20 protein-coding genes are annotated in these 21,135 nt (G+C 37.5%); 16 read left to right on the top strand and 4 right to left on the bottom strand.

Annotation, left to right across the window (positions count from 1 at the left end):
- The first annotated feature begins 4 nt into the window (after positions 1–4).
- Together ACFX4G_RS26340 and ACFX4G_RS26335 are read left to right on the top strand one after the other, a co-directional pair.
- Positions 5–1,147, top strand: coding sequence for a mannitol-1-phosphate 5-dehydrogenase (locus ACFX4G_RS26340; protein WP_377577984.1), 1,143 nt, complete (start codon positions 5–7; stop codon positions 1,145–1,147).
- An 89-nt stretch (positions 1,148–1,236) separates the two neighbouring features.
- Positions 1,237–1,722, top strand: coding sequence for a VOC family protein (locus ACFX4G_RS26335; protein ID WP_075422356.1), 486 nt, complete (start codon positions 1,237–1,239; stop codon positions 1,720–1,722).
- Between the two features lie 37 nt (positions 1,723–1,759).
- Here the strand turns inward: ACFX4G_RS26335 and ACFX4G_RS26330 are convergent, their stop codons facing one another.
- Positions 1,760–2,299, bottom strand: a complete 540-nt coding sequence (locus ACFX4G_RS26330) for a L,D-transpeptidase (RefSeq protein WP_230185242.1) — start codon at positions 2,297–2,299, stop codon at positions 1,760–1,762.
- A gap of 280 nt (positions 2,300–2,579) precedes the next feature.
- Between ACFX4G_RS26330 and mscL the strand changes: the two genes are divergently transcribed.
- The 10 genes from mscL (at position 2,580) to ACFX4G_RS26280 (ending at position 13,159) form a co-directional block, all read left to right on the top strand.
- Positions 2,580–2,975 (top strand): large conductance mechanosensitive channel protein MscL, encoded by a 396-nt coding sequence (gene mscL, locus ACFX4G_RS26325; protein WP_043977792.1) that lies wholly within the window; start codon positions 2,580–2,582, stop codon positions 2,973–2,975.
- A 195-nt stretch (positions 2,976–3,170) separates the two neighbouring features.
- On the top strand, positions 3,171–5,240 hold the full coding sequence (locus ACFX4G_RS26320; RefSeq protein WP_377577981.1) for a sulfatase-like hydrolase/transferase: 2,070 nt from the start codon (positions 3,171–3,173) through the stop codon (positions 5,238–5,240).
- A 196-nt stretch (positions 5,241–5,436) separates the two neighbouring features.
- Positions 5,437–5,979, top strand: a complete 543-nt coding sequence (locus ACFX4G_RS26315) for a helix-turn-helix domain-containing protein (RefSeq protein WP_013054985.1) — start codon at positions 5,437–5,439, stop codon at positions 5,977–5,979.
- 20 nt (positions 5,980–5,999) lie between these two features.
- Positions 6,000–7,109 (top strand): ABC transporter ATP-binding protein, encoded by a 1,110-nt coding sequence (locus tag ACFX4G_RS26310; RefSeq protein ID WP_028410433.1) that lies wholly within the window; start codon positions 6,000–6,002, stop codon positions 7,107–7,109.
- Positions 7,099–7,899, top strand: a complete 801-nt coding sequence (locus ACFX4G_RS26305) for an ABC transporter permease (protein WP_377577978.1) — start codon at positions 7,099–7,101, stop codon at positions 7,897–7,899. Before ACFX4G_RS26310 ends, ACFX4G_RS26305 begins: the two co-directional genes overlap by 11 nt.
- 1 nt (position 7,900) lies before the next feature.
- Positions 7,901–8,707: an ABC transporter permease gene (locus tag ACFX4G_RS26300; RefSeq protein WP_043977800.1), complete on the top strand. Its 807-nt coding sequence runs from the start codon at positions 7,901–7,903 to the stop codon at positions 8,705–8,707.
- On the top strand, positions 8,704–9,777 hold the full coding sequence (locus tag ACFX4G_RS26295; protein ID WP_377577976.1) for an ABC transporter substrate-binding protein: 1,074 nt from the start codon (positions 8,704–8,706) through the stop codon (positions 9,775–9,777). Before ACFX4G_RS26300 ends, ACFX4G_RS26295 begins: the two co-directional genes overlap by 4 nt.
- A 218-nt stretch (positions 9,778–9,995) precedes the next feature.
- The gene (locus tag ACFX4G_RS26290) at positions 9,996–11,108 is read left to right on the top strand and encodes an acyltransferase (protein WP_377577973.1); all 1,113 of its coding nucleotides are present in this window, start codon (positions 9,996–9,998) and stop codon (positions 11,106–11,108) included.
- A 145-nt stretch (positions 11,109–11,253) separates the two neighbouring features.
- Positions 11,254–11,931, top strand: a complete 678-nt coding sequence (locus ACFX4G_RS26285; RefSeq protein ID WP_377577970.1) for a response regulator transcription factor — start codon at positions 11,254–11,256, stop codon at positions 11,929–11,931.
- On the top strand, positions 11,924–13,159 hold the full coding sequence (locus ACFX4G_RS26280; RefSeq protein ID WP_162215155.1) for a sensor histidine kinase: 1,236 nt from the start codon (positions 11,924–11,926) through the stop codon (positions 13,157–13,159). The genes ACFX4G_RS26285 and ACFX4G_RS26280 overlap by 8 nt, the downstream gene beginning before the upstream one ends.
- A gap of 16 nt (positions 13,160–13,175) precedes the next feature.
- On the opposite strand, the gene ACFX4G_RS26275 is transcribed toward ACFX4G_RS26280, so the two are convergent.
- The 3 genes from ACFX4G_RS26275 to ACFX4G_RS26265 are packed head-to-tail and all read right to left on the bottom strand — an operon-like array spanning position 13,176 to position 15,503.
- Positions 13,176–14,063: an RnfABCDGE type electron transport complex subunit D gene (locus ACFX4G_RS26275; protein WP_377577967.1), complete on the bottom strand. Its 888-nt coding sequence runs from the start codon at positions 14,061–14,063 to the stop codon at positions 13,176–13,178.
- Positions 14,047–14,976, bottom strand: coding sequence for an FAD:protein FMN transferase (locus ACFX4G_RS26270; protein WP_230185234.1), 930 nt, complete (start codon positions 14,974–14,976; stop codon positions 14,047–14,049). Before ACFX4G_RS26270 ends, ACFX4G_RS26275 begins: the two co-directional genes overlap by 17 nt.
- Positions 14,977–14,990: 14 nt before the next feature.
- On the bottom strand, positions 14,991–15,503 hold the full coding sequence (locus ACFX4G_RS26265; RefSeq protein WP_097825547.1) for an FMN-binding protein: 513 nt from the start codon (positions 15,501–15,503) through the stop codon (positions 14,991–14,993).
- Positions 15,504–15,796: 293 nt separating this feature from the next.
- Between ACFX4G_RS26265 and ACFX4G_RS26260 the strand changes: the two genes are divergently transcribed.
- The 4 genes from ACFX4G_RS26260 to uvsE all read left to right on the top strand — a co-directional run bounded on the left by ACFX4G_RS26260 (position 15,797) and on the right by uvsE (position 21,133).
- Positions 15,797–16,879 (top strand): D-alanine--D-alanine ligase, encoded by a 1,083-nt coding sequence (locus tag ACFX4G_RS26260; protein ID WP_097825546.1) that lies wholly within the window; start codon positions 15,797–15,799, stop codon positions 16,877–16,879.
- 96 nt (positions 16,880–16,975) lie between these two features.
- Positions 16,976–18,358, top strand: a complete 1,383-nt coding sequence (locus ACFX4G_RS26255; protein ID WP_377577962.1) for a UDP-N-acetylmuramoyl-tripeptide--D-alanyl-D-alanine ligase — start codon at positions 16,976–16,978, stop codon at positions 18,356–18,358.
- 196 nt (positions 18,359–18,554) lie between these two features.
- A complete protein-coding gene (gene cshA / locus ACFX4G_RS26250; protein WP_016762753.1) occupies positions 18,555–20,066 on the top strand; it encodes a degradosome RNA helicase CshA in 1,512 nt (503 codons plus the stop codon).
- Positions 20,067–20,161: 95 nt separating this feature from the next.
- Positions 20,162–21,133 (top strand): UV DNA damage repair endonuclease UvsE, encoded by a 972-nt coding sequence (gene uvsE / locus ACFX4G_RS26245; protein WP_377577960.1) that lies wholly within the window; start codon positions 20,162–20,164, stop codon positions 21,131–21,133.
- Positions 21,134–21,135 lie beyond the last annotated feature (2 nt).

Genomic DNA, 21,135 nt, shown 5'->3' with positions numbered 1-21,135 from the left:
TTTTGTGAAACAAGCAGTTCATTTTGGAGCAGGCAATATCGGTCGAGGATTCATTGGGGCATTGTTTTCTCAAAGCAACTATCATGTCACATTCGTAGATATTGCTGAAAAGATTATTAATCAGTTAAACATAGATGAAGGGTATAACGTAATAACAGCCGCAGAGCATCCCGAGACATTAGCTGTTCAAAACGTATCTGGTTTAAATAATCTGACACAAGAACAAGCGGTCATTAAAGCGATTAAAGAAGCAACGTACATTACGACGGCCATCGGACCGAACGTTCTGCCTCGCATTGCTCCTTTAATTGCTAAAGGTTTGGCTGAACGTGTAAAAGCAAGCGACGAAAATGTATATGTGATTGCATGTGAAAATCAAATCTCTGCGACAGATTTATTAAAAGGCTATATTTTTGACGCGCTGGATGAAGAGACAAAAGCTCATATGATAAATAAGGTCTTTTTCTTCAATTCAGCTGTAGATCGTATCGTGCCTATTCAACATGATCAAGGTTCGCTTGATGTTTTAGTAGAATCCTATTATGAATGGGTAGTAGAGGCACCTGAAGATATTCCTTTTGTAGAAGGAATGACGATTGTGCCTGACCTTGCTCCTTTTATTGAAAGAAAGTTATTTACAGTGAATACGGGACACGCGGTGATTGCATATTTTGGTTATTTAAAAGGAAAAGAAACAATTGATCAAACGTTAAGAGATTCAGATATTTATGAACAAGTACAGCAAACGCTACAAGAAACAGGAAACTATCTAATTAAAAGATATGACTTAGATAAAGAGGAACACAAAGCCTATATTACTAAAATCATTGAACGCTTTAAAAATCCTCGTTTAAATGATTCAGTTAAAAGAGTAGGAAGAGCACCAATTCGCAAGCTTGGACCTCAGGATCGTTTGATTCGTCCAGCGCTAGAAGCAAAAAAATCGGGCCTTTCTTATACCTATTTAGCAAAGGCTATTGCCGCTGCGCTTTTATTTGACCCGCAAGAAGATAAAGAGGCTATGAAGCTTCAAGCGAATATTCATGAGTATGGTATTGAGTATGTATTAAAAGAGATTAGTGGGTTAGAGGCAAGTAATGATTTAACAAAAGAAATCATTGCTCAATATAATGCTTTAAAATCGTGAATGAATTTAGTATGTGTAAACAGTCCATTTTAAATGGGCTGTTTTTCTTTTAGCAGAAAGGGAATGTTTGTGTATAGGAGGGTGATAAAATGGTAGCTATTACGCACGTTGGATTAGCTGTACCTGATGTAGAAGAAGCCGTGCAGTGGTATGGAAAAGTTTTAGGTTTTAAGCTGATTGCCGGTCCTTATATGTTTAATGCGGAGGAAGAAAAAGCTGAAAATATGACTCAAGATTTACTGGGGTCTCATATCAAAAAAATGAAAAATGCTCACATGACAGCTGACAACCAGGTAGGCATTGAACTGTTTGAATTTAATAAGCCGCAAATGCCTCTTGTATTAAAAGACAGCGATGAGCAGTATCAAAGTTATTTTCACATGTGCTTAATAGCCGATGACGTGGAAAAGTTAGCGGATAAAATCGAACAATCAGGCGGTAAAAAGCGAAGCCAAGTATGGAATACAAGACCAGGAAAACCTTATTACTTGGTTTATTGTGAAGATCCGTTTGGGAATATTATTGAGCTATATTCACACAGTACGGAGCTCATGTATGGGAATAGAGAAGAATAAAAGCTTATCCAGATTTCTTGGATAAGCTTTTATTTTTTCATAGCTGTCCGTAGCCGTATACTTTTGCCAGCTCTTCAAAGGTTTTTGATGAATACGTAATAGTTACAGATGTTCCTACTGCCACTTTATTGAATAATTCTTCGACATCCGCATTATGCATTCGTACGCAGCCGTGGCTTACATATTTGCCGATGCTATCTTCTGAGTTATTCCCATGAATAGCGTATGTGTCGCCGGTTGTTCCGTTTGCATTAAGCCCTAGCCAGCGGCGAGAGCCAAGATGATTATTAGAAGCGCCTCCTGCAATATGCCCTGTATAGTAAGGACGATTTTTAATTTTGTTAACAATCTTGAAAAAGCCTACCGGCGTATCGCTCCATGTTTTTCCCGTAGCTACTGAATACGTTTTTTCTAACTTTCCATTATGAAAATAAGCAAGCTGATTTGTTTTTTTATTAATAATAATTAAATCTCCACTTGCTGCGTTTTCACTTGCATTCGCCGCACTTGCTGTATAAGAAATGCTGATAATAGCTACGAGGCATAAAGCAGCTGCTCGCAGTATAATTTTTCTCACGTTCTAGCCATCTCCTCTATTGTTCATTTACATATTTGGTGAATTACATGCTATTAGTGTATAAAAGGAAAATGGACTGAATATGAATCTTTCCTGAATGAAAACTGAAAGTGCATTTTATTTATAAGGGAATATAAAGTAAAAATCTGGGCAGAAATACAACTAAAGGTCTGGTACATATCTCATGAAAAAGAGAAAAGTGAAAATACACCTTGTATGTTTAATTTAGGATGTATTATCATGAAAGTTTGAAATGAAGGGCAGGAGGTGGAAGAAACAGATGCTTAAAGAATTTAAAGAGTTTGCTTTGCGTGGAAATGTATTGGATTTAGCTGTCGGTGTTATTATTGGAGCGGCATTTGGAAAAATTGTAACGTCTCTTGTAAATGATATTATTATGCCACTGATTGGTTTGTTGTTAGCAGGGATAGACTTTAAAGATTTATCCTTCACGGTTGGAGATGCTACGGTATTATATGGATCTTTTATTCAAACAATTGTTGATTTCTTAATTGTCGCATTCTCGATTTTTTTATTTATTCGTTTCTTTAATCGTTTTAAGAGAAAAGAAGAAGAGAAAGTAGAGGAAGAAGTGGCTGTTCTGTCAAAAGAAGAAGAGATCTTAACAGAAATTCGCGATCTGCTAAAAGCAGAAGCGTTGAAAGAACGTTCATAACAGCAATTTTTACATACGTATAAAACGGCTAAGAGGCCCGTCTTTTCATAAGAAAAGCGGGCTTTTTTCGTGTGAAATTTCTCGGGAAATGTTAGTGGTATGATCATGGGGAAATTAGGCGTGAAAGCGAGAGAGATAGGAATGTTAAAATCATATTAAAAGTGTTAAGATATTGTAAATAGGAGGCTTAAGGTTATGTTTAAACATTTGTATCGTTCTTTGCCAATGCTGGCAGCGTATGGGCTGCTTAGCGTTTTTTTATACAGTGTTGTTATGTTTAATGTATCAAATGACACAAAGATATTGTTTGACTGGGCCCAAATCCATACAGCTGGGTTCGTAGTATTAATAGGGGGATGCTCCCTTGTTTTATGGGCGCTCACTTTCTATTTGCTACTTCGGTTTAATCAGATAGAGAGAATACAAGCTTCGCAGTGGTATGCCATTTTTACGGCAATTGTGTTTTCAATTGCAGTAGCAGCTGTTTCTGCCATGGTTTTTGTTGTCTATCATATTGATATACATAACCCAGGCAAAACAATAGAGTGGATGCAGGCGTACCCTCAACGCTATCTCTTTACGGTATTTTTGCTTTCGCTGTTAACACTAGCGATCATTATGCTAGTAGGGGAAGCTTATTTAGGGGCTGGGATTGCCTTTGTTCTGTATTTTATTTTAGCTCTCGTAAACTATTACAAAAAAATCTTTCGAAATGAACCATTGTTCCCAAACGATTTTATTCAGGCCAGTCAGTTAAAAGAAGTTATTCCGATGATTAAAGATTCGATTTCAATTCCTATTGTAATAGGAGTTATTGGATCTATTATCGTACTGATTACTCTTTGGTTTTTCTTGCCGAAAATTAAAATTCGATGGTTTCTTCGAATTATTATGATTCTGCCGCTCATCTTTTTAATGAAATCATTTTTATTCTTTGAACACTCGTTTGCTCAAAAATATTATGATCAATATGCTGCGCTGATGCCTTGGAATCAGCAAAATAATTATTACTATAATGGACCTGTTATTGGCATGATTTCAAATGTTAAAACAGATGTGCTGCAAGAGCCGGATGACTACTCAGAAGAAGCTATGGCAAAAGTGGCAAAGCGCATTCAGTCAAAGGAAGAGAAAACACAAGAAAGCAAGACTGAAGTCAAACCAAACGTTGTGTTTGTGATGAACGAAACATTTTGGGACCCAACAAAGCTTAACGTGACGTTCTCTGAAGATCCAATGAAAAATACAAGAGAACTTCAAAAGAAATATCCTTCCGGATGGTCTTTAAGTCCTTCGTTTGGCGGGGAAACAGCTAATGTGGAGTTCGAAGCGCTGACGAGCTACTCTTTGTCTTTCTTTAACCCTGGAGGCCTTCCTTATCAGCATGTATTGAGTAAAAAAGAATATCCGTCTTTTGTTTCTTATTTAGAAAAGCAAGGCTATGCTACAACAGCTATGCATCCAAACAGCGGCATGCTTTATATGAGACAAAATGTATATCCAAACTTGGGATTTGATCAAGTGAAGTTTATTGATGAAATGAAGCATACGCAAAAAGATAACAAAGAGTTTGTTTCCGATGAAGCGGTAGTTGATGAAGTACTCGATACGCTTCGTCAGTCGAAAAAGCCTGCATTTGTGCATGCTGTAACGATTGCAAATCATCTTCCTTATTCGGCGGATAAGTATAATGGTCAGGAAACCATTAAGGTAACCGGTAAAGGGTTATCACCGGAAATGCAAAAGGAAATTGAAATTTATGCTGAAGGAATTAAACGTTCAGATGCTGCTTTAAAACGATTGAACGATGAAATTCAAAAGCTGGACGAGCCGACCATTGTAGTATTTTGGGGAGATCATTTGCCGGCGCTTGGCCAAAACCTTCAAGCTTACAAAGAAACGGGTTTTGGAAACGAGAAAACGCAGCAAACATCTCAAAAATTTTATGAAACGCCGCTCTTATTTTTATCTAATTACGATACGAAAATAGATAAAAATCTCGGTACGATGAGTCCTATTTATATTGCTCCGACGCTTGCTCAATCTCTTGGTTACAAAAGTAATCTGTTCTACGATCAGTTGAATCAAATGAAAACAGAAGTGCCGGCTTTTCGTTCAAATATGTATATAGATTCGAAAGGAAAGCTAGTCGATGATCCGGCGGCGCTATCTAAAAAAGCTGCAAAAGACCTTCAAGATTACCATGAAGTTGAGTTTGATACATTATCCGGGAAACAGTACGAAACGCATAAGTTGTATAAATAAAAATAAAAACTCCTTTTAATATAAAAGGAGTTTTTATTTTTTAAGTGTTTAAGGTTGTACTAAAAAATAATTCATGTATAATATTTTAAGGTTAAAAGTAAACTTTAAGTTAAGTAAAACAAAACTTGAGTTTGGAACAGCATGAACAATCATTCATGCTGTTTGCTAATTTTAAATACAGTTGAGGATCGAGAGTATGGAAATAGGAAAGAAAATTAAAAATTTACGATTAAAAAAAGGTTTAACACAAGAAGAGCTAGGAGAACGTACTGATTTAAGTAAAGGATATATTTCCCAGCTAGAGCGCGATTTAAGTTCACCGTCTTTAGAAACATTTTTTAGTATTTTGGAAGTGCTAGGGTGCGAACCGAAAGAATTCTTCGAAATTGATACGCATGTTCAAAAGGTTGTATACAGAGAGGAAGACTACACGAGTTATTGCGAAGATGAAAAAGGTTACCATATTCAGTGGCTTGTGCATGAATCAAATGAAAAAGAAATGGAGCCGATTCGTCTTATTCTTCATGAAAAGGGTGCATTTAAGAGATTTGAGCCTTCCCTTTCAGAAACGTTTGGCTACATTTTGCGCGGGTGTGTGAAGGTAAAGCTTGGAGGCAGAATATATGAAGCCAAACAAGGAGAAACCATCTATTTTCAAGCTTCTGAAGAACATCAGATTTTAAATGCTCATGACGGAATAACAGAGTTAATTATCGTGGCGACAGAGTCTTATTTATAGAACAAAAGAGGTGAAGTGAAATGACATCTACGAATACAATTATTCAATTTGAAAATGTGACCAAGCAATATGATAATGATTCAGTTGTATTGGATCATGTAAGCTTTGAAATTGAAAAAGGGAAATTTTATACCCTCTTAGGTCCATCGGGATGTGGAAAGACAACGATTTTACGATTAATTGCAGGCTTTACGGAAGCCTCAAGCGGAACGATTTATTTTAATGGGAAAAGAATTAATGATGTCCCGGCTAACAAACGACAGGTTAATACGGTTTTTCAAGACTACGCGCTTTTCCCCCATTTGAATGTATTTGAAAATGTAGCATTTGGTCTTCGAATCAAGAAGATGAAAAATGCTGATATTGCAATAAAAGTTAAAGAAGCCCTTCGTTTTGTTAACTTAGAAGGATATGAAAACAGAGAAATAAAGGAAATGTCGGGCGGCCAAAGACAGCGTGTAGCAATTGCACGAGCAATTGTAAACCAGCCCGAAGTCATTTTGCTGGACGAGCCGCTTTCAGCTCTTGATCTAAAATTGCGTACAGAAATGCAATACGAGTTAAGAGAATTACAGCGTCGTCTAGGTATTACGTTCATTTTTGTTACGCACGATCAAGAAGAAGCGCTTGCGATGTCCGATGAAATCTTTGTTTTGAATAAAGGAAGAATTCAGCAGAGCGGGGAACCTACAGATATTTATGATGAGCCAATTAATCGTTTTGTTGCCGATTTTATTGGTGAATCAAATATTGTACCAGGTAAAATGATTGCTGACTTTTTAGTGGAGTTTGGCGGCCAGCAATTTGAATGTGTCGATCAAGGATTAAACCAAAATGAGCAGGTTGAAATTGTGATTCGCCCTGAAGATTTAGCCATTACAAGCTCCGATCAAGGAAAGCTGCAGGTTCGTGTAGATTCACAGCTGTTCAGAGGAGTCCATTATGAAATTTTAGGCTATGACCATGCAGGGAATGAGTGGCTCGTTCACTCTACGAAAAAGGCAACGGTTGGCGAAGAAATTGGTTTATATTTTGAACCTGAAGCTATTCATGTTATGCGATTTAATGAAACGGAAGAAGAATTCGATAAGCGACTCGAAGGTTATGAAGAGGATTACGATGCAAACTAAATCAAGAAATATTTACTTAGTCCCGTACGTGTTATGGATTTTGCTTTTTGTAGTTGCTCCCATTGTATTAGTTGTCTATTATTCTTTTTTCAACATCGATAATGAGCTGACGCTTGAAAACTATAAGAAATTTTTCACCCCAGTTTATTTACAGATGACGCTGAGTTCATTTTGGTATGCCTTTTTAATTACGTTATTTTCCTTGTTTTTTTCTTATCCTACAGCTTATTTACTAACGAAGCTTAGGCACAAGCAGCTTTGGCTTCTACTGATTATTTTACCGACGTGGATTAACCTATTATTAAAAGCTTATGCTTTTTTAGGTATATTTGGCACGTATGGTACGGTTAATAAGTTTACTGAATTTCTAGGACTTGGTACTCATCAAATTTTATTTACTGACTTTAGTTTTGTATTTGTATCGGTGTATATTTTTATCCCCTTTATGATTTTGCCGATCTTTAACTCTTTAGAAGAACTTAATCCCTCGCTTATCTACGCTTCGCGAGACTTGGGGGCATCTTCATGGGTGACATTTAAGCGCGTGGTATTTCCGCTAACGCTAGAAGGGGTTAAATCAGGTTGTCAGGCTGTTTTTATTCCAGCACTATCACTCTTTATGATTACACGTTTAATTGCTGGAAACCGCGTCATTACACTGGGAACAGCGATTGAACAACATTTTTTAGTGACGCAGGATTGGGGTATGGGCGCCACAATAGCCGTCTTTTTAATTATTGCGATGGCCGTTATGATGCTCATAACAGGCACTGGAAAGAGAGGTGTGTAAAATGAAGAGAAAGTGGAAGTTCAGCCACCTTTATTTATTTTTTGTATTTTTCATTTTATACGCGCCCATTTTTTATTTAATGTATTACTCTTTTAACAGCGGAGGAAACATGCGTGAATTTGAAGGGTTTACGTTAGATTGGTACAAAGAAGTGTTTCAAGACACGCGTTTGCTTATTATTGTCTTGAATACTCTTATTATTGCTCTACTGTCTTCCGGTATTTCAACTATTATTGGCGTGATAGGGGCACTTGCTATCGTATACGTGAAGCGCAGACGTGTTCAAAATACGTTGTTAACATTTAATAATGTGTTAATTGTGAGTCCAGATGTTATTATTGGCGCATCTTTTTTAATTCTATTTACCATTATCGGTGTAAAGCTCGGATTTATATCGGTATTATTAGCGCATATTGCATTCAGTGTACCGATTGTGGTCATCATGGTTCTGCCTAAGCTGCAGGAAATGAGTCCGACACTGCTTGATGCAGCCCGTGATTTGGGCGCAAGCCGCTTTGAAGTACTTTCGAAAGTGGTATTGCCATTTATTCGCCCGGGTATCTTTGCAGGCTTTTTTATGGCTTTAACTTACTCTTTGGATGACTTTGCGGTTACGTTCTTTGTGACCGGGAACGGTTTTTCCACGCTTTCAGTAGAAATTTACTCGTTAGCAAGAAGAGGGGTCTCGCTGAAAATCAATGCTCTTTCTACTCTTATTTTCATGTTTACCGTGCTGATTGTGATTGGTTATTACTTTATCAGTCAGCGATATAGCAATAAAGTGAAAGGGGTGGCGACTGGAAAATGAAGCAATTAGCAAAGCCGTTTATCTTCATCGTCATCCTTTCTTTCGTTCTTATGTATGTGGTTCATCAGTTGAACAATGCCGAAGGATACTCTGGAGGAGATACGCTGACTGTCTATAATTGGGGAGATTATATTGATCCTGATTTAGTGAATCAGTTTGAAAAAGAAACCGGAATTAAAGTCATTTATCAGACCTTTGATTCGAATGAAGCAATGATGACCAAAATTGAACAAGGCGGTACGACATTTGATATTGCTGTGCCTTCTGAGTACGCGATTAGCAAGATGCGGGAAGAAAATTTACTATTGCCAATTGATCATTCGAAGCTGCCTAATTTAAAATACATTAATCCGCGTTTTTTAGACTTATCCTTTGATCCTGGCAATAAGTACTCTATTCCTTATTTTTGGGGAACTGTGGGTATTGTGTATAACTCTGATATGATTCATGGCAAGAAGATAAAAAGTTGGAATGATTTATGGGATCCTAAGCTGAAAAATCAAATTTTACTTGCAGATGGCGCTAGAGAAGTGATGGGGATGGGGCTAAACAGCTTAAATTATTCATTAAATGATACGAATAAAGCCCATCTTCAAGAAGCAAAAAGAAAGCTTGGTACATTAACACCAAATGTTAAAGCCATTGTAGGAGACGAGATTAAGATGCTCCTAGCAAATGAAGAAGCGGCAATTGGCGTTGTTTGGTCAGGCGATGCTTCTGAGATCATGAGTGAAAACGATAAGCTGAATTACGTTGTTCCAGAAGAAGGTTCGAATTTATGGTTTGATAACATGGTTATTCCAAAAACGGCTAAAAACGTAGAAGGCGCACATAAATTCATGAACTTTATGCTAGATCCTAAACATGCTGCTCAAAACGCGGAATATGTAGGGTATTCTACCCCTAATAAAAAAGCGTTAGATTATTTGCCGAAAGAAGTAGCGGAAGATGAACGTTTTTATCCAGAGGAAGAACTAACAAAAAAGCTTGAAGTATATAATAACTTAGGCAAACGAATGCTTGCTTATTACAATGAATTATTTTTAGAATTTAAAATGCACCGTAAATAAAAGGAACTTAATTAGGTATTTGTACTTAAGTTCTTTATTGTTTTTGTAAATTCAGTTGCGTGATAGCAAGAGGAAAGATAAAATACAAACGAGTAAAGCTAATAACATTTATTTTGTGTTATTAGCTTTTTTATTTGTAAAACGGGAAAGATAAGAAAAAATTGAATGTTCTATTATTCATCTAGAAGTTATATTTCACATTATATAGGAGAGAAAAAGTGAAGCAAAAACAAAAGCAGCATATTCAATCCATTTATTTTTTACGATTATTCGCTATGATGATGGTTGTGCTCGTACATGTAACAGCAGCATATGCAACGGTACTGCCATTTGCAAGCGAAGCTTATCAGAAATATCATTTTCTTAACCGAATTGTTCGAATTGAAGCAGGAATCTTTATTGTGATCACAGGTTTGGTTTTCTTTTATAGTTATATTAACAAGCCTTTAACAAAGACTTTATGGAAAACGTATTATGCTCGAAGAGTGACATATATTTTGGTTCCCTATATTATTTGGGCACTTATTTATGAATTTTATTCGTACTATGTAGGAGCAACAGAATTAAATGCAGCTGATATTGTGAAACGTATTTTACGCGGAGAGTCCTACTATCAGCTTCATTTTATCTTTTTAATTGTACAAGTTTATCTCGTGCTGCCGGTTTTTGTATGGCTAGCACAAAAAGTAACCATTTTTAAAAAATACATGTGGCTGTTTGGCATCATCATTCAGCTTGGTTATTTAATGCTTAACAATACGTATCATATCACTTCATTTAATTTATTTTTAAATACAATGGCTACGTTTTTACTCGGCGGTTGGATTGGCATTTATTATCGCGAGCAAGTGGATAAAAAGTACAGTCGTTCGAATATTGTATTATTTCTAGTGACGCTCGGATCGGGAATAGCTATTTCACTGTTGAATTATCACTTGTACACAATGAAGACAATCCACATTTCAGGCTTTACGTATGAGGCTGTTAATACGCTTTATTTGGTTGCTGGAAGTTATTTCTTCTTCCGAATTGCAGAGATATTAGCTGAAAAGCTTTCTGCGAAGTCCGTGACGGTTGTTAAAAATATTGCCATGTACTCGTTTGGCTTTTACTTGATTCACCCAATGGTTTTAAACTTTGTGGCAAAAGCAGTACCAATACAAGGCAACTACATGTTTCACATTGAAATCTTGGCACGCTATATTCTAACATTAGCGGGCTGTTACCTCATCATTTGGGGATGTCATCGTCTTTTACCCTTTGCTAGCTTTTTGTTTGGTAAACTGCCAAAAGAAGCGGTGTTCATTTACCGACGTCCTGATCATAAATAGCGTTTAGTTAAAAGTTATGTCTGCTTGCAGGCATAACTTTTTTTATAAAGTATAAGAGATGATAACACGTGAGTTTTAAAATATTTTTAAAAGTGACATGCTAAGATAATGCTTACTTAGGTACTCACAAAAGGGGGAATTTGATATGCGTGTACTTGTGGTAGAAGATGATGCTTCCTTATTACACGGTATCGTAGAAGGCTTAAAAGAAGAAGGATATGAAGTTGATTGTGCGTCTGAAGGAGATGAAGGTTTGTTTTTAGCAGAGCAGAATATTTATGATGCTTTGATTTTAGATATTATGCTGCCGGGTATGACAGGACTTGACATACTAAAAAAACTAAGAAAACAAAAGGTGCTGACGAAAGTTATTTTTCTCACTGCAAAAGATAGTGTAGAAGATCGAGTGAAAGGACTCGATTATGGAGCTGATGATTATTTGGTTAAGCCTTTTGCCATGGCTGAACTTTTTGCGAGGTTAAGGGTGATGCTCAGAGACTTGCAGGCAGAAGAAGGCATGATTTCATATGGTCCCATTTCTATACGAGAAGCCGATCATGAAGTTATGATAAATGGGAGTGCCCTAACGTTAACGATTAAAGAATTTCAGCTTTTGGAATACTTTATTCGAAATAAAGAACAAATCCTTATTCGAGATCAAATTTTTAATCGCGTATGGGGATTTACATCTGACGTAGGAGTGGGTGTAGTAGACGTCTATGTTCACCATTTAAGAAAGAAGCTTCAGCCTTTTAATTGTGACGGTTATGTACGTACAGTGAGAGGCGTAGGCTTTATGTTAAAAGGGGAAGAGCATGTTTAAAAAGACGAGAATCAGGCTTGTGTTATTTAACACAATCGTGCTGATGGTTATTTTGAGCATTTTTAGTTTAGTTTTATATTTTTATATGCAGCATGTTATTTTTTTAAATCCAGACAATCGGTTAAGTGAGATGAGCGAGCAAGTTAAAAAAAGAAACTTACATGAGATTCAGGAAAACAATGAGAGAGAAACAGAAAGACGGGTTGCGTTTTTACTTTGGAGCAGTGATAAAAAACTAATCAAAATCACACCTAAAAAAGGGTTATATACAAACGATATTGACGACTTTAAGCCTGCGCTCTCAGAAGGGAAAGCCCAAACGTCGCAAGAGGTAAACGGTCATGCTTATCGAGTGATGAATGTGAAAAACGAAGGGTATATAAAAGATCAAGACGTTTCAACGATTCAACTTGTCTTAAACGTAGATCCAGAAACTCAAACCTTAGAGCACCTTGCTTTTCTTCTTATCATTTCAGCGTTTATTGGACTGCTTCTTTCGCTTGTGGCTGGCTTGTTTTTAGCTAATCGAGCGCTTGTACCTATACAAAAGTCGTGGAACAAACAGGTCGAATTTATTGCAGATGCTTCCCATGAGTTAAGAACGCCTCTTTCCGTGATGCAAACGCATCTCGAGCTATTGTTTAGACGGCCAAATCATACGATCGAGCAAGAAAGCGAAAATATTTATCAAAGCTTAAACGAAGTGAAGCGGATGACGAAGCTGGTGGGTAACTTACTAACACTGGCTAGATCTGATTCAAGTGCGCAGCTGCTAAACAAAACGGTCTTTAATATGGGCGAGCTGGTTGATAAAGTAGCTAATCAATTTGAGCCCATATTTGAACTGAAGGAGCTGCACTTCACCAGGGAAATTGAATCGTTAATGTGCGGAGGAGATCAAGAACGACTTCATCAGCTATGTATGATTTTATTAGATAACGCTTTTAAATACACTCCATCTGGAGAAAGCATTCACATCAGTCTAAAGAAACATCATCACTCTATGACGTTAATCGTTAGAGACACAGGCATTGGAATTGAAGCGAAAGACCTTCCATATGTGTTTGATCGCTTTTATCGAAGTGATAAGAGCCGAGCACGTGCCGAAGGAGGGTCAGGTTTAGGTCTCGCGATTGCCAAATGGATTGTACAAGCTCACGACGGAGAAATTAAGGTTTTTAGCCAGAAAAACGTGGGTACGGAATTTCATGTGAAAATTCCGCTATGAAAAAAGCTGCCTATCATCAGGCAGCTTTTTTCATCACTTTTTTAGTGGCGGTCTTCCACGCTTTCCATGCATTAGCAAGTAACAGGCCAATTAATAAATAGGCAAGGCCGCCAAAAACTAAGTAATCTATAGCGCTAATCGCCCCCGCAAGCAGCCCGAATTTTATTTGGTCTTTATACTTGGCAGGAGAAGTTGGCGGATCCGTCACCATGAAGAAGGCTAAAAATAAAGCGGAATTAACAAAAGGAGCTCGTAAAGCATCTGCTACATCGCCTACTCCTATTAATGACATAATCGTGAAAATAGCAAAATACACGCCCAAAAACGCAAATACTTGAGGGAATTTATTTACCTTGCTCGTCACAAGGTACCCCGTCACAAACACGAATACAATGAGCCATACGGGTAGTAAAGATAAGCTTCCCCACCAGCTTTGGCCGCTTGAAAAGACAATAAGTGAAAAGAGAAGACCAAAAGCAGCAGGGTTAAAAATAGGCTTCTTTTTTACTTTTACGAAGTGCTTCGATAAAATCGCAACAGCTACAGTGCAAAATGTGACCCAAGCAGGTGTAGAGGTGCTGAGTACTAAGGCAATAATTAATCCAGTAATAATTCCGCCGTCAGGAAGCTGAATTTTCTTTTTATAAGCAAAAGAAAATCCTAAATCTAAGGCAGCCGCCGAGCATACGGCAAGCAGTAGGTGTCCTAATCCTTGAAAGGCAGAAGAGTTGAATTCACCTAATAAAGTTAAAAGCAGAAGCATAGCGATTACATATCTTTTAGGGGTTTTAACTAGCTGCACCCAAAGACTTATTTCTTTTGGTTTGTTTTCATCTACAGTAATATAACCTTTTGGTGTACTGATATATTTAACACCGCTTCTTCGTTCAGAACGTGTGGTCATAATTTATTAATTCCTCCATATCTGATGTGAAAAAAGGAGTGAAACTAGAGTCGAAGAGCACGCCGCGTATGTCGGCATCATTCAATAAATTTACTCCTTTTTCCGCTCCTAAAATAAAAGCTGACGTAGATAATGCATCGGCCAGCATGGCAGAAGGAGCAATAGCTGTGCAACTCAACAGACTGCTTCGAGTGGATGGAGATAAGGGATTAACCAAATGATGCGTTGATGGATGTGTCTTATTTTTTCTAGCATAATTTCCTGATGTGCAGACAGCCGTATCTGTTACACGTAAAGTCAGTAGTGACTGCGTTTGAATCACAGGGTGCTGAATCCCAACTTTCCACAACTCTCCGTGTTGATTGCGTCCTTTAACTAGGATGTCTCCTCCTGCATTAATCATAAAATGCTGATAAGGAAGGGAGCGGGCAGCTAAATCAATCGCCAACCCTTTGGCGACCGCTCCAAGATCTATAATCATCGGTTTTTGTAAACAAACCGTTTTTTTATGTGTATCCAATACGATGTCTTTATAACTTCCAGAATCGACTGCTTCGTTCACTTGTACGGGTTTTCCATATAAGTAATGTTCATTAAAACCGCGGTTTTCTAATTGCTTTCCTACCGTTGGGTCAAAGATTCCATGCGTTTCATTTGCCACTAAGACAGCGAAATGAAGGGCTTCAAATAATAGATGACTAACAGAAACAGGCTCTTTGACATGTCTAATTAGTTTCATAACTTCGCTTTTGGCATCAAATCGACTGCATGTCGTTTCAACGGTTTTAAAAATAGTAAATGCCTTTGAGATATGGTGAAGGACATTTGCTTCTTCTGATTGGGGAGCAATTACTTGAATGGAGACGGTTGTTCCCATACATAATACGGAGCGGCTATATGTTTTTATGGACATCATTCGTTTCTCCTTTATGCATTGATTGCTTGCTGAAGTGCGTCGTCCACGGCATTTTGAAAATCTTCTGTACTAAGCGTTGCTCCGCTCACGACGTCGACATCTGAGCTTTGTCTTTGTACGACTTGAGCCGGAAGGCCCTCAATGTAACTTTGAGAATAGTGAGTATCTGCTTCTGTAATTTCAACTGTATCAATTCGGTCGTTTTTAATGGTCACGGATACGTAGACAGTTCCGATACGGTTGCTTCCTTGGCCAGAATACGTTCCATCTTTGTATTTTGTTTTAGGAGAAGAACTTTCGGCACTCGCTGATGAATGGTTCCGATTAGAAGAAGCTATATCTTCTCCCCAGCTGTCATTGACAATCGTTTGATTGTCTGTTTGATCCGTCGTTTTCTTCTGATGATGAGCCGGGGTGACTTGAACAGCTTGTGCATCAGATAGAGTGTTTATATAACCAGTTGCATAAATACTTCCAATGGCTACGCTGCATGCAGCAATCATCGTTTTTCCCATTTTACTCATGTTTGTTGAACCTCCTGATTTATACCAGAACTATAGTTTCGATTATTGATGGTGATCTTTAGCATAAATAAACTTTACAAATAAAATTTTAAAAAAGATTTAAAATCAAAAAAGTTTTTTCGAAAATAAATGATCCAAGTGAAAAGGTCATTTTAAATAATGAAAGGAGAAGCTGGAATTTCTTTCACAAGCCTAGCTATTTTGACATACGTAATAATAGTTAATATTTCTGTTTACTATCTAAACGTGCATGATAAAATAGAAAAGATGAATATGTGTTAGGAGGAACATCAGTGAAAATTAAGCTTGGCCTTTTATACGGAGGAAAATCCGCTGAACATAAAGTATCTTTACAAACAGCTCTAGCAGTTTCAAAAGCAATTAATCACGATAAATATGAAGTGCATCCAATTTACATTACAGAAACAGGAAAGTGGATTCGCGGCACACAGCTGACTGGTCCGCTTGAAACAGTTGCTCAATTAGAAATTCAAGATAACGGAACTGCTATTTCACCAGTTTCATTGAATACGGAAATGTTTGCATTAACAGATTCAAAAACAGATGATCAGCTAGATGTTATTTTCCCACTTCTTCATGGTCCAAATGGAGAAGATGGTACGGTACAAGGATTATTAGAATTATTGAATATTCCTTATGTTGGAAACGGTGTATTAGCTTCAGCAGCTGGTATGGATAAAGTTGTAATGAAGCAGCTGTTTGCACAGGCAGGTCTCCCTCAAGTAGAGTACGTATCATTTATCCGCCGCGAGTGGGAAGCAGATCGAACGGTTGCTTATGAAAAAGTAGAAACACTTGGATACCCTTGCTTTGTTAAACCAGCAAACTTAGGTTCAAGCGTTGGGATTAGCAAATGTGATAACCGTGAAGAGTTAGAAGCGGCATTTGTTGAAGCTTTCTTATTCGATCGGAAAATCATTGTAGAAGCAGCAGCAGTTGGTCGTGAAGTTGAAATTGGTGTGTTAGGTAATGATGAAGCAGCTTGTTCAGTAGTTGGAGAAATCTTACCTAAAAAAGCGTTTTACGATTACAAAGCCAAATATGAAGACGGCGATACAGGCCTTATTATTCCAGCTGAAATTACAGAAGAACAGCATCAAGAAATGTCAGCACTAGCAATCAAAGCATTTAAAGCAATTGATGGATCTGGTCTTGTACGTGCAGATTTCTTCTTAACATCAGAAGGTAAATTCATTATTAATGAAGTGAATACGATGCCTGGTTTTACACCTTTCAGTATGTTCCCGTTATTGTGGAAACACGCAGGTGTTGAATATCCAGATTTAATCGAAAAACTTGTATCACTAGCAATTGAACGTCATACCGAAAAGCAGCAAATTAAACACACAATGTAACTCACACAACACTATTCATCATGAATAGTGTTTCTGTGTTTAGTTTCAATTAATGTTATCCATAGTTAACTTTATATCGAGAGGAGCAAACCAACAATGATTAAACGTACGCTTACACAGCTAGCTACAATGATTCCAGGAAGTGTATTTCATAGCGGAAACGAAACAGCTGTAATTGAGGGAGTCTCAATTGATACGAGAACCATTCAGCAAGGTAATTTATATATCCCAATTAAAGGGGAACGTTTTAACGGGCATGCATTTGTTCATAAAGTAATTGAAAACGGAGCGGTCGCTACACTGTGGAACAAAGATGAAGAAAATCCACCGACAGACATTAGTGTTATTTTAGTCGATGATACGCTAGAAGCTCTTCAGCAATTAGCGAAATCCTATCGTCACGAGTTAGATATTAAAGTAGTGGGCATTACAGGAAGTAACGGAAAAACAACAGCAAAAGACATGGTAAAAGCTGTGCTCGATACAACTTACCGCGTTCTGAAAACAGATGGAAACTTTAATAATCATATTGGTATGCCGCTTACTATTTTGCGTTTAGATGAAACTCATGATATTGCAGTTTTAGAAATGGGCATGAGTAGCCGAGGGGAAATTGAGTTTCTTTCTAATTTAGCGGAGCCTGATGTAGCCATTATTACAAATATCGGAGAATCGCACCTTCAAGACTTAGGAAGCCGTGATGGAATTGCGGAGGCAAAATTAGAAATTACAAGCGGCTTAGCGCCAACAGGTCAGCTTGTCTATAATGGTGATGAGCCACTTTTAACGTCGCGCGTTGTTAATCCAGTATTTGAAACGGTGACATTTGGCAGCTCAGAACAAAACGATTTGTATCCAAGTGCTATTTCAGCTGAAGAGTTAGGCACAACATTCACTGTTTCACGTGAAACAACATATCCATTCTTTATCCCGGTATTAGGTAAACATAATGTTCACAATGCGCTTTCTGCTATTGCGGTAGGTCATTATTTTGGACTAGACAATGAAACAATCGCTAAGGGGTTAAAAGAATTAAAGCTAACCAATATGCGTATGGAGCTCGTGAAACGAACAGATGGCCTGACCTTCATTAATGACGCATATAACGCAAGCCCAACGTCCGTTAAAGCTGCTATCACGTTGATGCATGATTTAGAAGGCTATAAGCAAAAAATTCTTGTTCTCGGGGATATGCTTGAATTAGGCGATCAGGAAAAAGAGTTCCACAAAGAAGTGGGAGAGTTTATTCAAGCAGAAAAAATTGATTATGTTCTAACATACGGCCCCTTATCTGTTGAAATTGAGCAAGGAGCAAAAAATAATTTTGCAGAAGATAAGGTAATGCACTTTGAGGAGAAAGATGAGCTTGTTAAAAAATTAACAGCGATTACAACAAGAGAAGATGTGGTTTTAGTGAAAGCATCTCGAGGGATGAAGCTTGAGGAAGTTATCTCAAAAATGATGCATAAATTACCGTGATATTAAAAAGAGTATAAGTAAGCTCTATTGCAAACGGAAAGCCATAGTGTTATGATGTAGTCTGAGTGTCTTGAGGCGCTTATACTCTAAACGTTGAATTTATTGAAGTAGTCGTTTAGAGCATTTTCCGTTTCCTCGGAGAATGCTTTTTTTTGTAAAATATAGATAGTCTAAATATAAAAGGAGTTTGAAAAACTTGGCATTATTTCAAGATTTAGGATTAAGTCAACAGCTTAATAAAGCTGTGAGTAAAATGGGTTTTGAAGAAGCAACACCAATTCAATCAGAAACTATCCCATTAGCACTAGAAGGTCACGATTTGATCGGACAAGCACAAACAGGAACAGGGAAAACAGCGGCATTTGGTATTCCTCTTATTGAAAAAGTTGATGTAAACGTAGATGCAATTCAAGGGTTAATTATTGCTCCTACTCGTGAACTTGCTGTACAGGTATCTGAAGAACTTTACAAAATTGGTCAAACAAAGCGCGTACGCGTGCTATCAATTTACGGTGGTCAAGATATCAGTCGTCAAATTCGTGCATTGAAAAAGCACCCTCATATCATCGTAGGGACACCAGGGCGTATGCTAGATCATATTAATCGTCGTACACTTCGTCTACAAGATGTTCATACAGTTATTTTAGATGAAGCAGATGAAATGTTAAACATGGGATTCATCGAAGACATTGAAAAAATCTTATCAAACGTACCTGAGAACCACCAAACACTTTTATTCTCAGCAACAATGCCTACTCCAATCCGTCGCATTGCTGAAAAATTCATGAACGAACCAAAAGTGGTAAAAGTACAAGCAAAAGAAGTAACGATGCCAAACATTACGCAGTATTATTTAGAAGTACAAGAAAAGCGTAAATTTGATATCCTTACTCGTCTTTTAGATATGCAATCACCTGAATTAGCTATCATCTTTGGTCGTACAAAGCGCCGTGTTGATGAGTTATCAGAAGCATTAAATATGCGTGGTTATTCTGCACAAGGTATCCATGGTGACTTGACGCAATCGAAACGTCTATCTGTACTACGTCAATTTAAAGAAGGTTCTATTGATGTATTAGTTGCAACGGACGTAGCTGCACGCGGACTTGATATTTCTGGTGTTACTCATGTATACAACTTTGATATCCCTCAAGATCCAGAGAGCTATGTACACCGTATCGGACGTACAGGACGTGCTGGTAAAATGGGTGCTGCTATGACATTTGTAACACCAAGAGAAACTGGACAGTTACACAATATTGAGCGTACAACAAAACGTAAAATGGAGCGTCTTACTCCTCCAACGCTTGATGAAGCAATGGAAGGTCAACAGCGTATTGCAGCTGACAAATTAACAGAATCTGTGACACAAGGCAACTTATCTTACTACAAACAGTTGGCAGAAGAGTTACTTGAAGAGCACGATTCAGTTTCATTAGTGGCAGCAGCGATCAAATTATTTACAAAAGAACCAAACGAATCACCAATTCAATTAACTGCTGAACCACCGGTAATTGCAAAAGGTGATAAAAACAAACGTGGAAATGGCGGAGGTCGTTCACGTTCTAACTCTAAAAACTACTCACAACAAAATCGTCGTGGAAACTCAAAACGTTTTGGTGACAAGCGTCGCGGTGGAAGCAACGGCAGTGATAATAGAAATCGTAATAGCAGCAGTAATCGTAAAGATTCTCGCAGCAAAGCGTAAAATAAAAACGAGCCTTAACAGGCTCGTTTTTTTTATGTGTTAATTGCTATTTTATTGGTGCACACTATGAGTAAAATAAAATGGGGTGTTCACTGATGTCGACCATTGTTCGGTTAGGTTATGTGGCGATGAGCGTTCATTTGGAAAATAGTTCTCCTTCTCAAACAATGACTTTTGCACAATTTCAGCGTGTGAAAGACCATGAAGCGGCCATTCGCAAGCTCGAACGTATTGCAATATCCAACTTAGAAAACTGCTTACGTTTATTAAAACATAATGCGTGGAGTGAAATTGAGTTTTTTCGATTCAGTTCTAAGTTAATTCCATTAGCTAACCATGAGGCGCTAAAAGAGTGGAACTACATAGCTCCTTTAAAGGATGCTCTTCAGCGTATTTCTGTATTTTTGAAGGAACATCCAATGCGAGTAGATTTTCACCCGGATCATTTTGTTGTTTTAAACTCAACGGATAAAGAGGTTTTTAAGCATTCTATCCAAACTCTTCGCATGCATCAAAAGTTGCTAAAAGGAATGGATATTCCGCTTCAAAATCGCTGTGTTTTACATGTCGGAGGGGCTTATAATGATAAAGAAAAAGCATTGGAGCAGTTTATTCATAATTGGGGGCTTGTACCTCAATCCCTTCAGCAAATGATTATGTTAGAAAACGACGATACAACCTTTCATATAAAGGACGTCTTGTATTTATGTGAAAAACTAAATGTCCCAATCATTTTTGATCTTCATCATCATCAGGCAAACAACGATGAAACTTCATGGCAAGAGCATTGGGACCGTATCACTAGAACGTGGGAACAGGAAACGCTTCCTCTAAAAATGCATATATCTAGTCCTAAAAGTGATAAAGAATTTAGAGCCCATGCAGATTATATCGATGTTCATGGGTTTTACAGCTTTTTAAAAGAAGTAAATGGAACGATACCGCAAATTGATTGCATGATTGAAGCTAAGAAAAAAGATGAAGCGCTCTTTCAGTTAGTAAGAGACTTGAAGCCTTATGAAGATGTGGAATTTATTAACTCATCCACTTTTTATATTAAATCTTAAAG

The organism is Priestia sp. YIM B13486, from assembly GCF_042787865.1.
Classification (GTDB): Bacteria; Bacillota; Bacilli; order Bacillales; family Bacillaceae_H; genus Priestia; species Priestia megaterium.
The sequence above is the reverse complement of the archived record's forward strand: the minus strand, read 5'-3'. Positions and strand labels throughout refer to the sequence as shown.

Excerpts from the sequence above, each read along its gene's own strand:
- ACFX4G_RS26335 (WP_075422356.1), top strand. The coding sequence starts at position 1,237 with ATGGTAGCTATTACGCACGTTGGATTAGCTGTACCTGATGTAGAAGAA.
- mscL (WP_043977792.1), top strand. The coding sequence starts at position 2,580 with ATGCTTAAAGAATTTAAAGAGTTTGCTTTGCGTGGAAATGTATTGGAT.
- ACFX4G_RS26320 (WP_377577981.1), top strand. The coding sequence starts at position 3,171 with ATGTTTAAACATTTGTATCGTTCTTTGCCAATGCTGGCAGCGTATGGG.
- ACFX4G_RS26315 (WP_013054985.1), top strand. The coding sequence starts at position 5,437 with ATGGAAATAGGAAAGAAAATTAAAAATTTACGATTAAAAAAAGGTTTA.
- ACFX4G_RS26310 (WP_028410433.1), top strand. The coding sequence starts at position 6,000 with ATGACATCTACGAATACAATTATTCAATTTGAAAATGTGACCAAGCAA.
- ACFX4G_RS26305 (WP_377577978.1), top strand. The coding sequence starts at position 7,099 with ATGCAAACTAAATCAAGAAATATTTACTTAGTCCCGTACGTGTTATGG.
- ACFX4G_RS26300 (WP_043977800.1), top strand. The coding sequence starts at position 7,901 with ATGAAGAGAAAGTGGAAGTTCAGCCACCTTTATTTATTTTTTGTATTT.
- ACFX4G_RS26295 (WP_377577976.1), top strand. The coding sequence starts at position 8,704 with ATGAAGCAATTAGCAAAGCCGTTTATCTTCATCGTCATCCTTTCTTTC.
- ACFX4G_RS26285 (WP_377577970.1), top strand. The coding sequence starts at position 11,254 with ATGCGTGTACTTGTGGTAGAAGATGATGCTTCCTTATTACACGGTATC.
- ACFX4G_RS26280 (WP_162215155.1), top strand. The coding sequence starts at position 11,924 with ATGTTTAAAAAGACGAGAATCAGGCTTGTGTTATTTAACACAATCGTG.
- ACFX4G_RS26275 (WP_377577967.1), bottom strand. The coding sequence starts at position 14,063 with ATGACCACACGTTCTGAACGAAGAAGCGGTGTTAAATATATCAGTACA.
- ACFX4G_RS26270 (WP_230185234.1), bottom strand. The coding sequence starts at position 14,976 with ATGTCCATAAAAACATATAGCCGCTCCGTATTATGTATGGGAACAACC.
- ACFX4G_RS26265 (WP_097825547.1), bottom strand. The coding sequence starts at position 15,503 with ATGAGTAAAATGGGAAAAACGATGATTGCTGCATGCAGCGTAGCCATT.
- ACFX4G_RS26255 (WP_377577962.1), top strand. The coding sequence starts at position 16,976 with ATGATTAAACGTACGCTTACACAGCTAGCTACAATGATTCCAGGAAGT.
- uvsE (WP_377577960.1), top strand. The coding sequence starts at position 20,162 with ATGTCGACCATTGTTCGGTTAGGTTATGTGGCGATGAGCGTTCATTTG.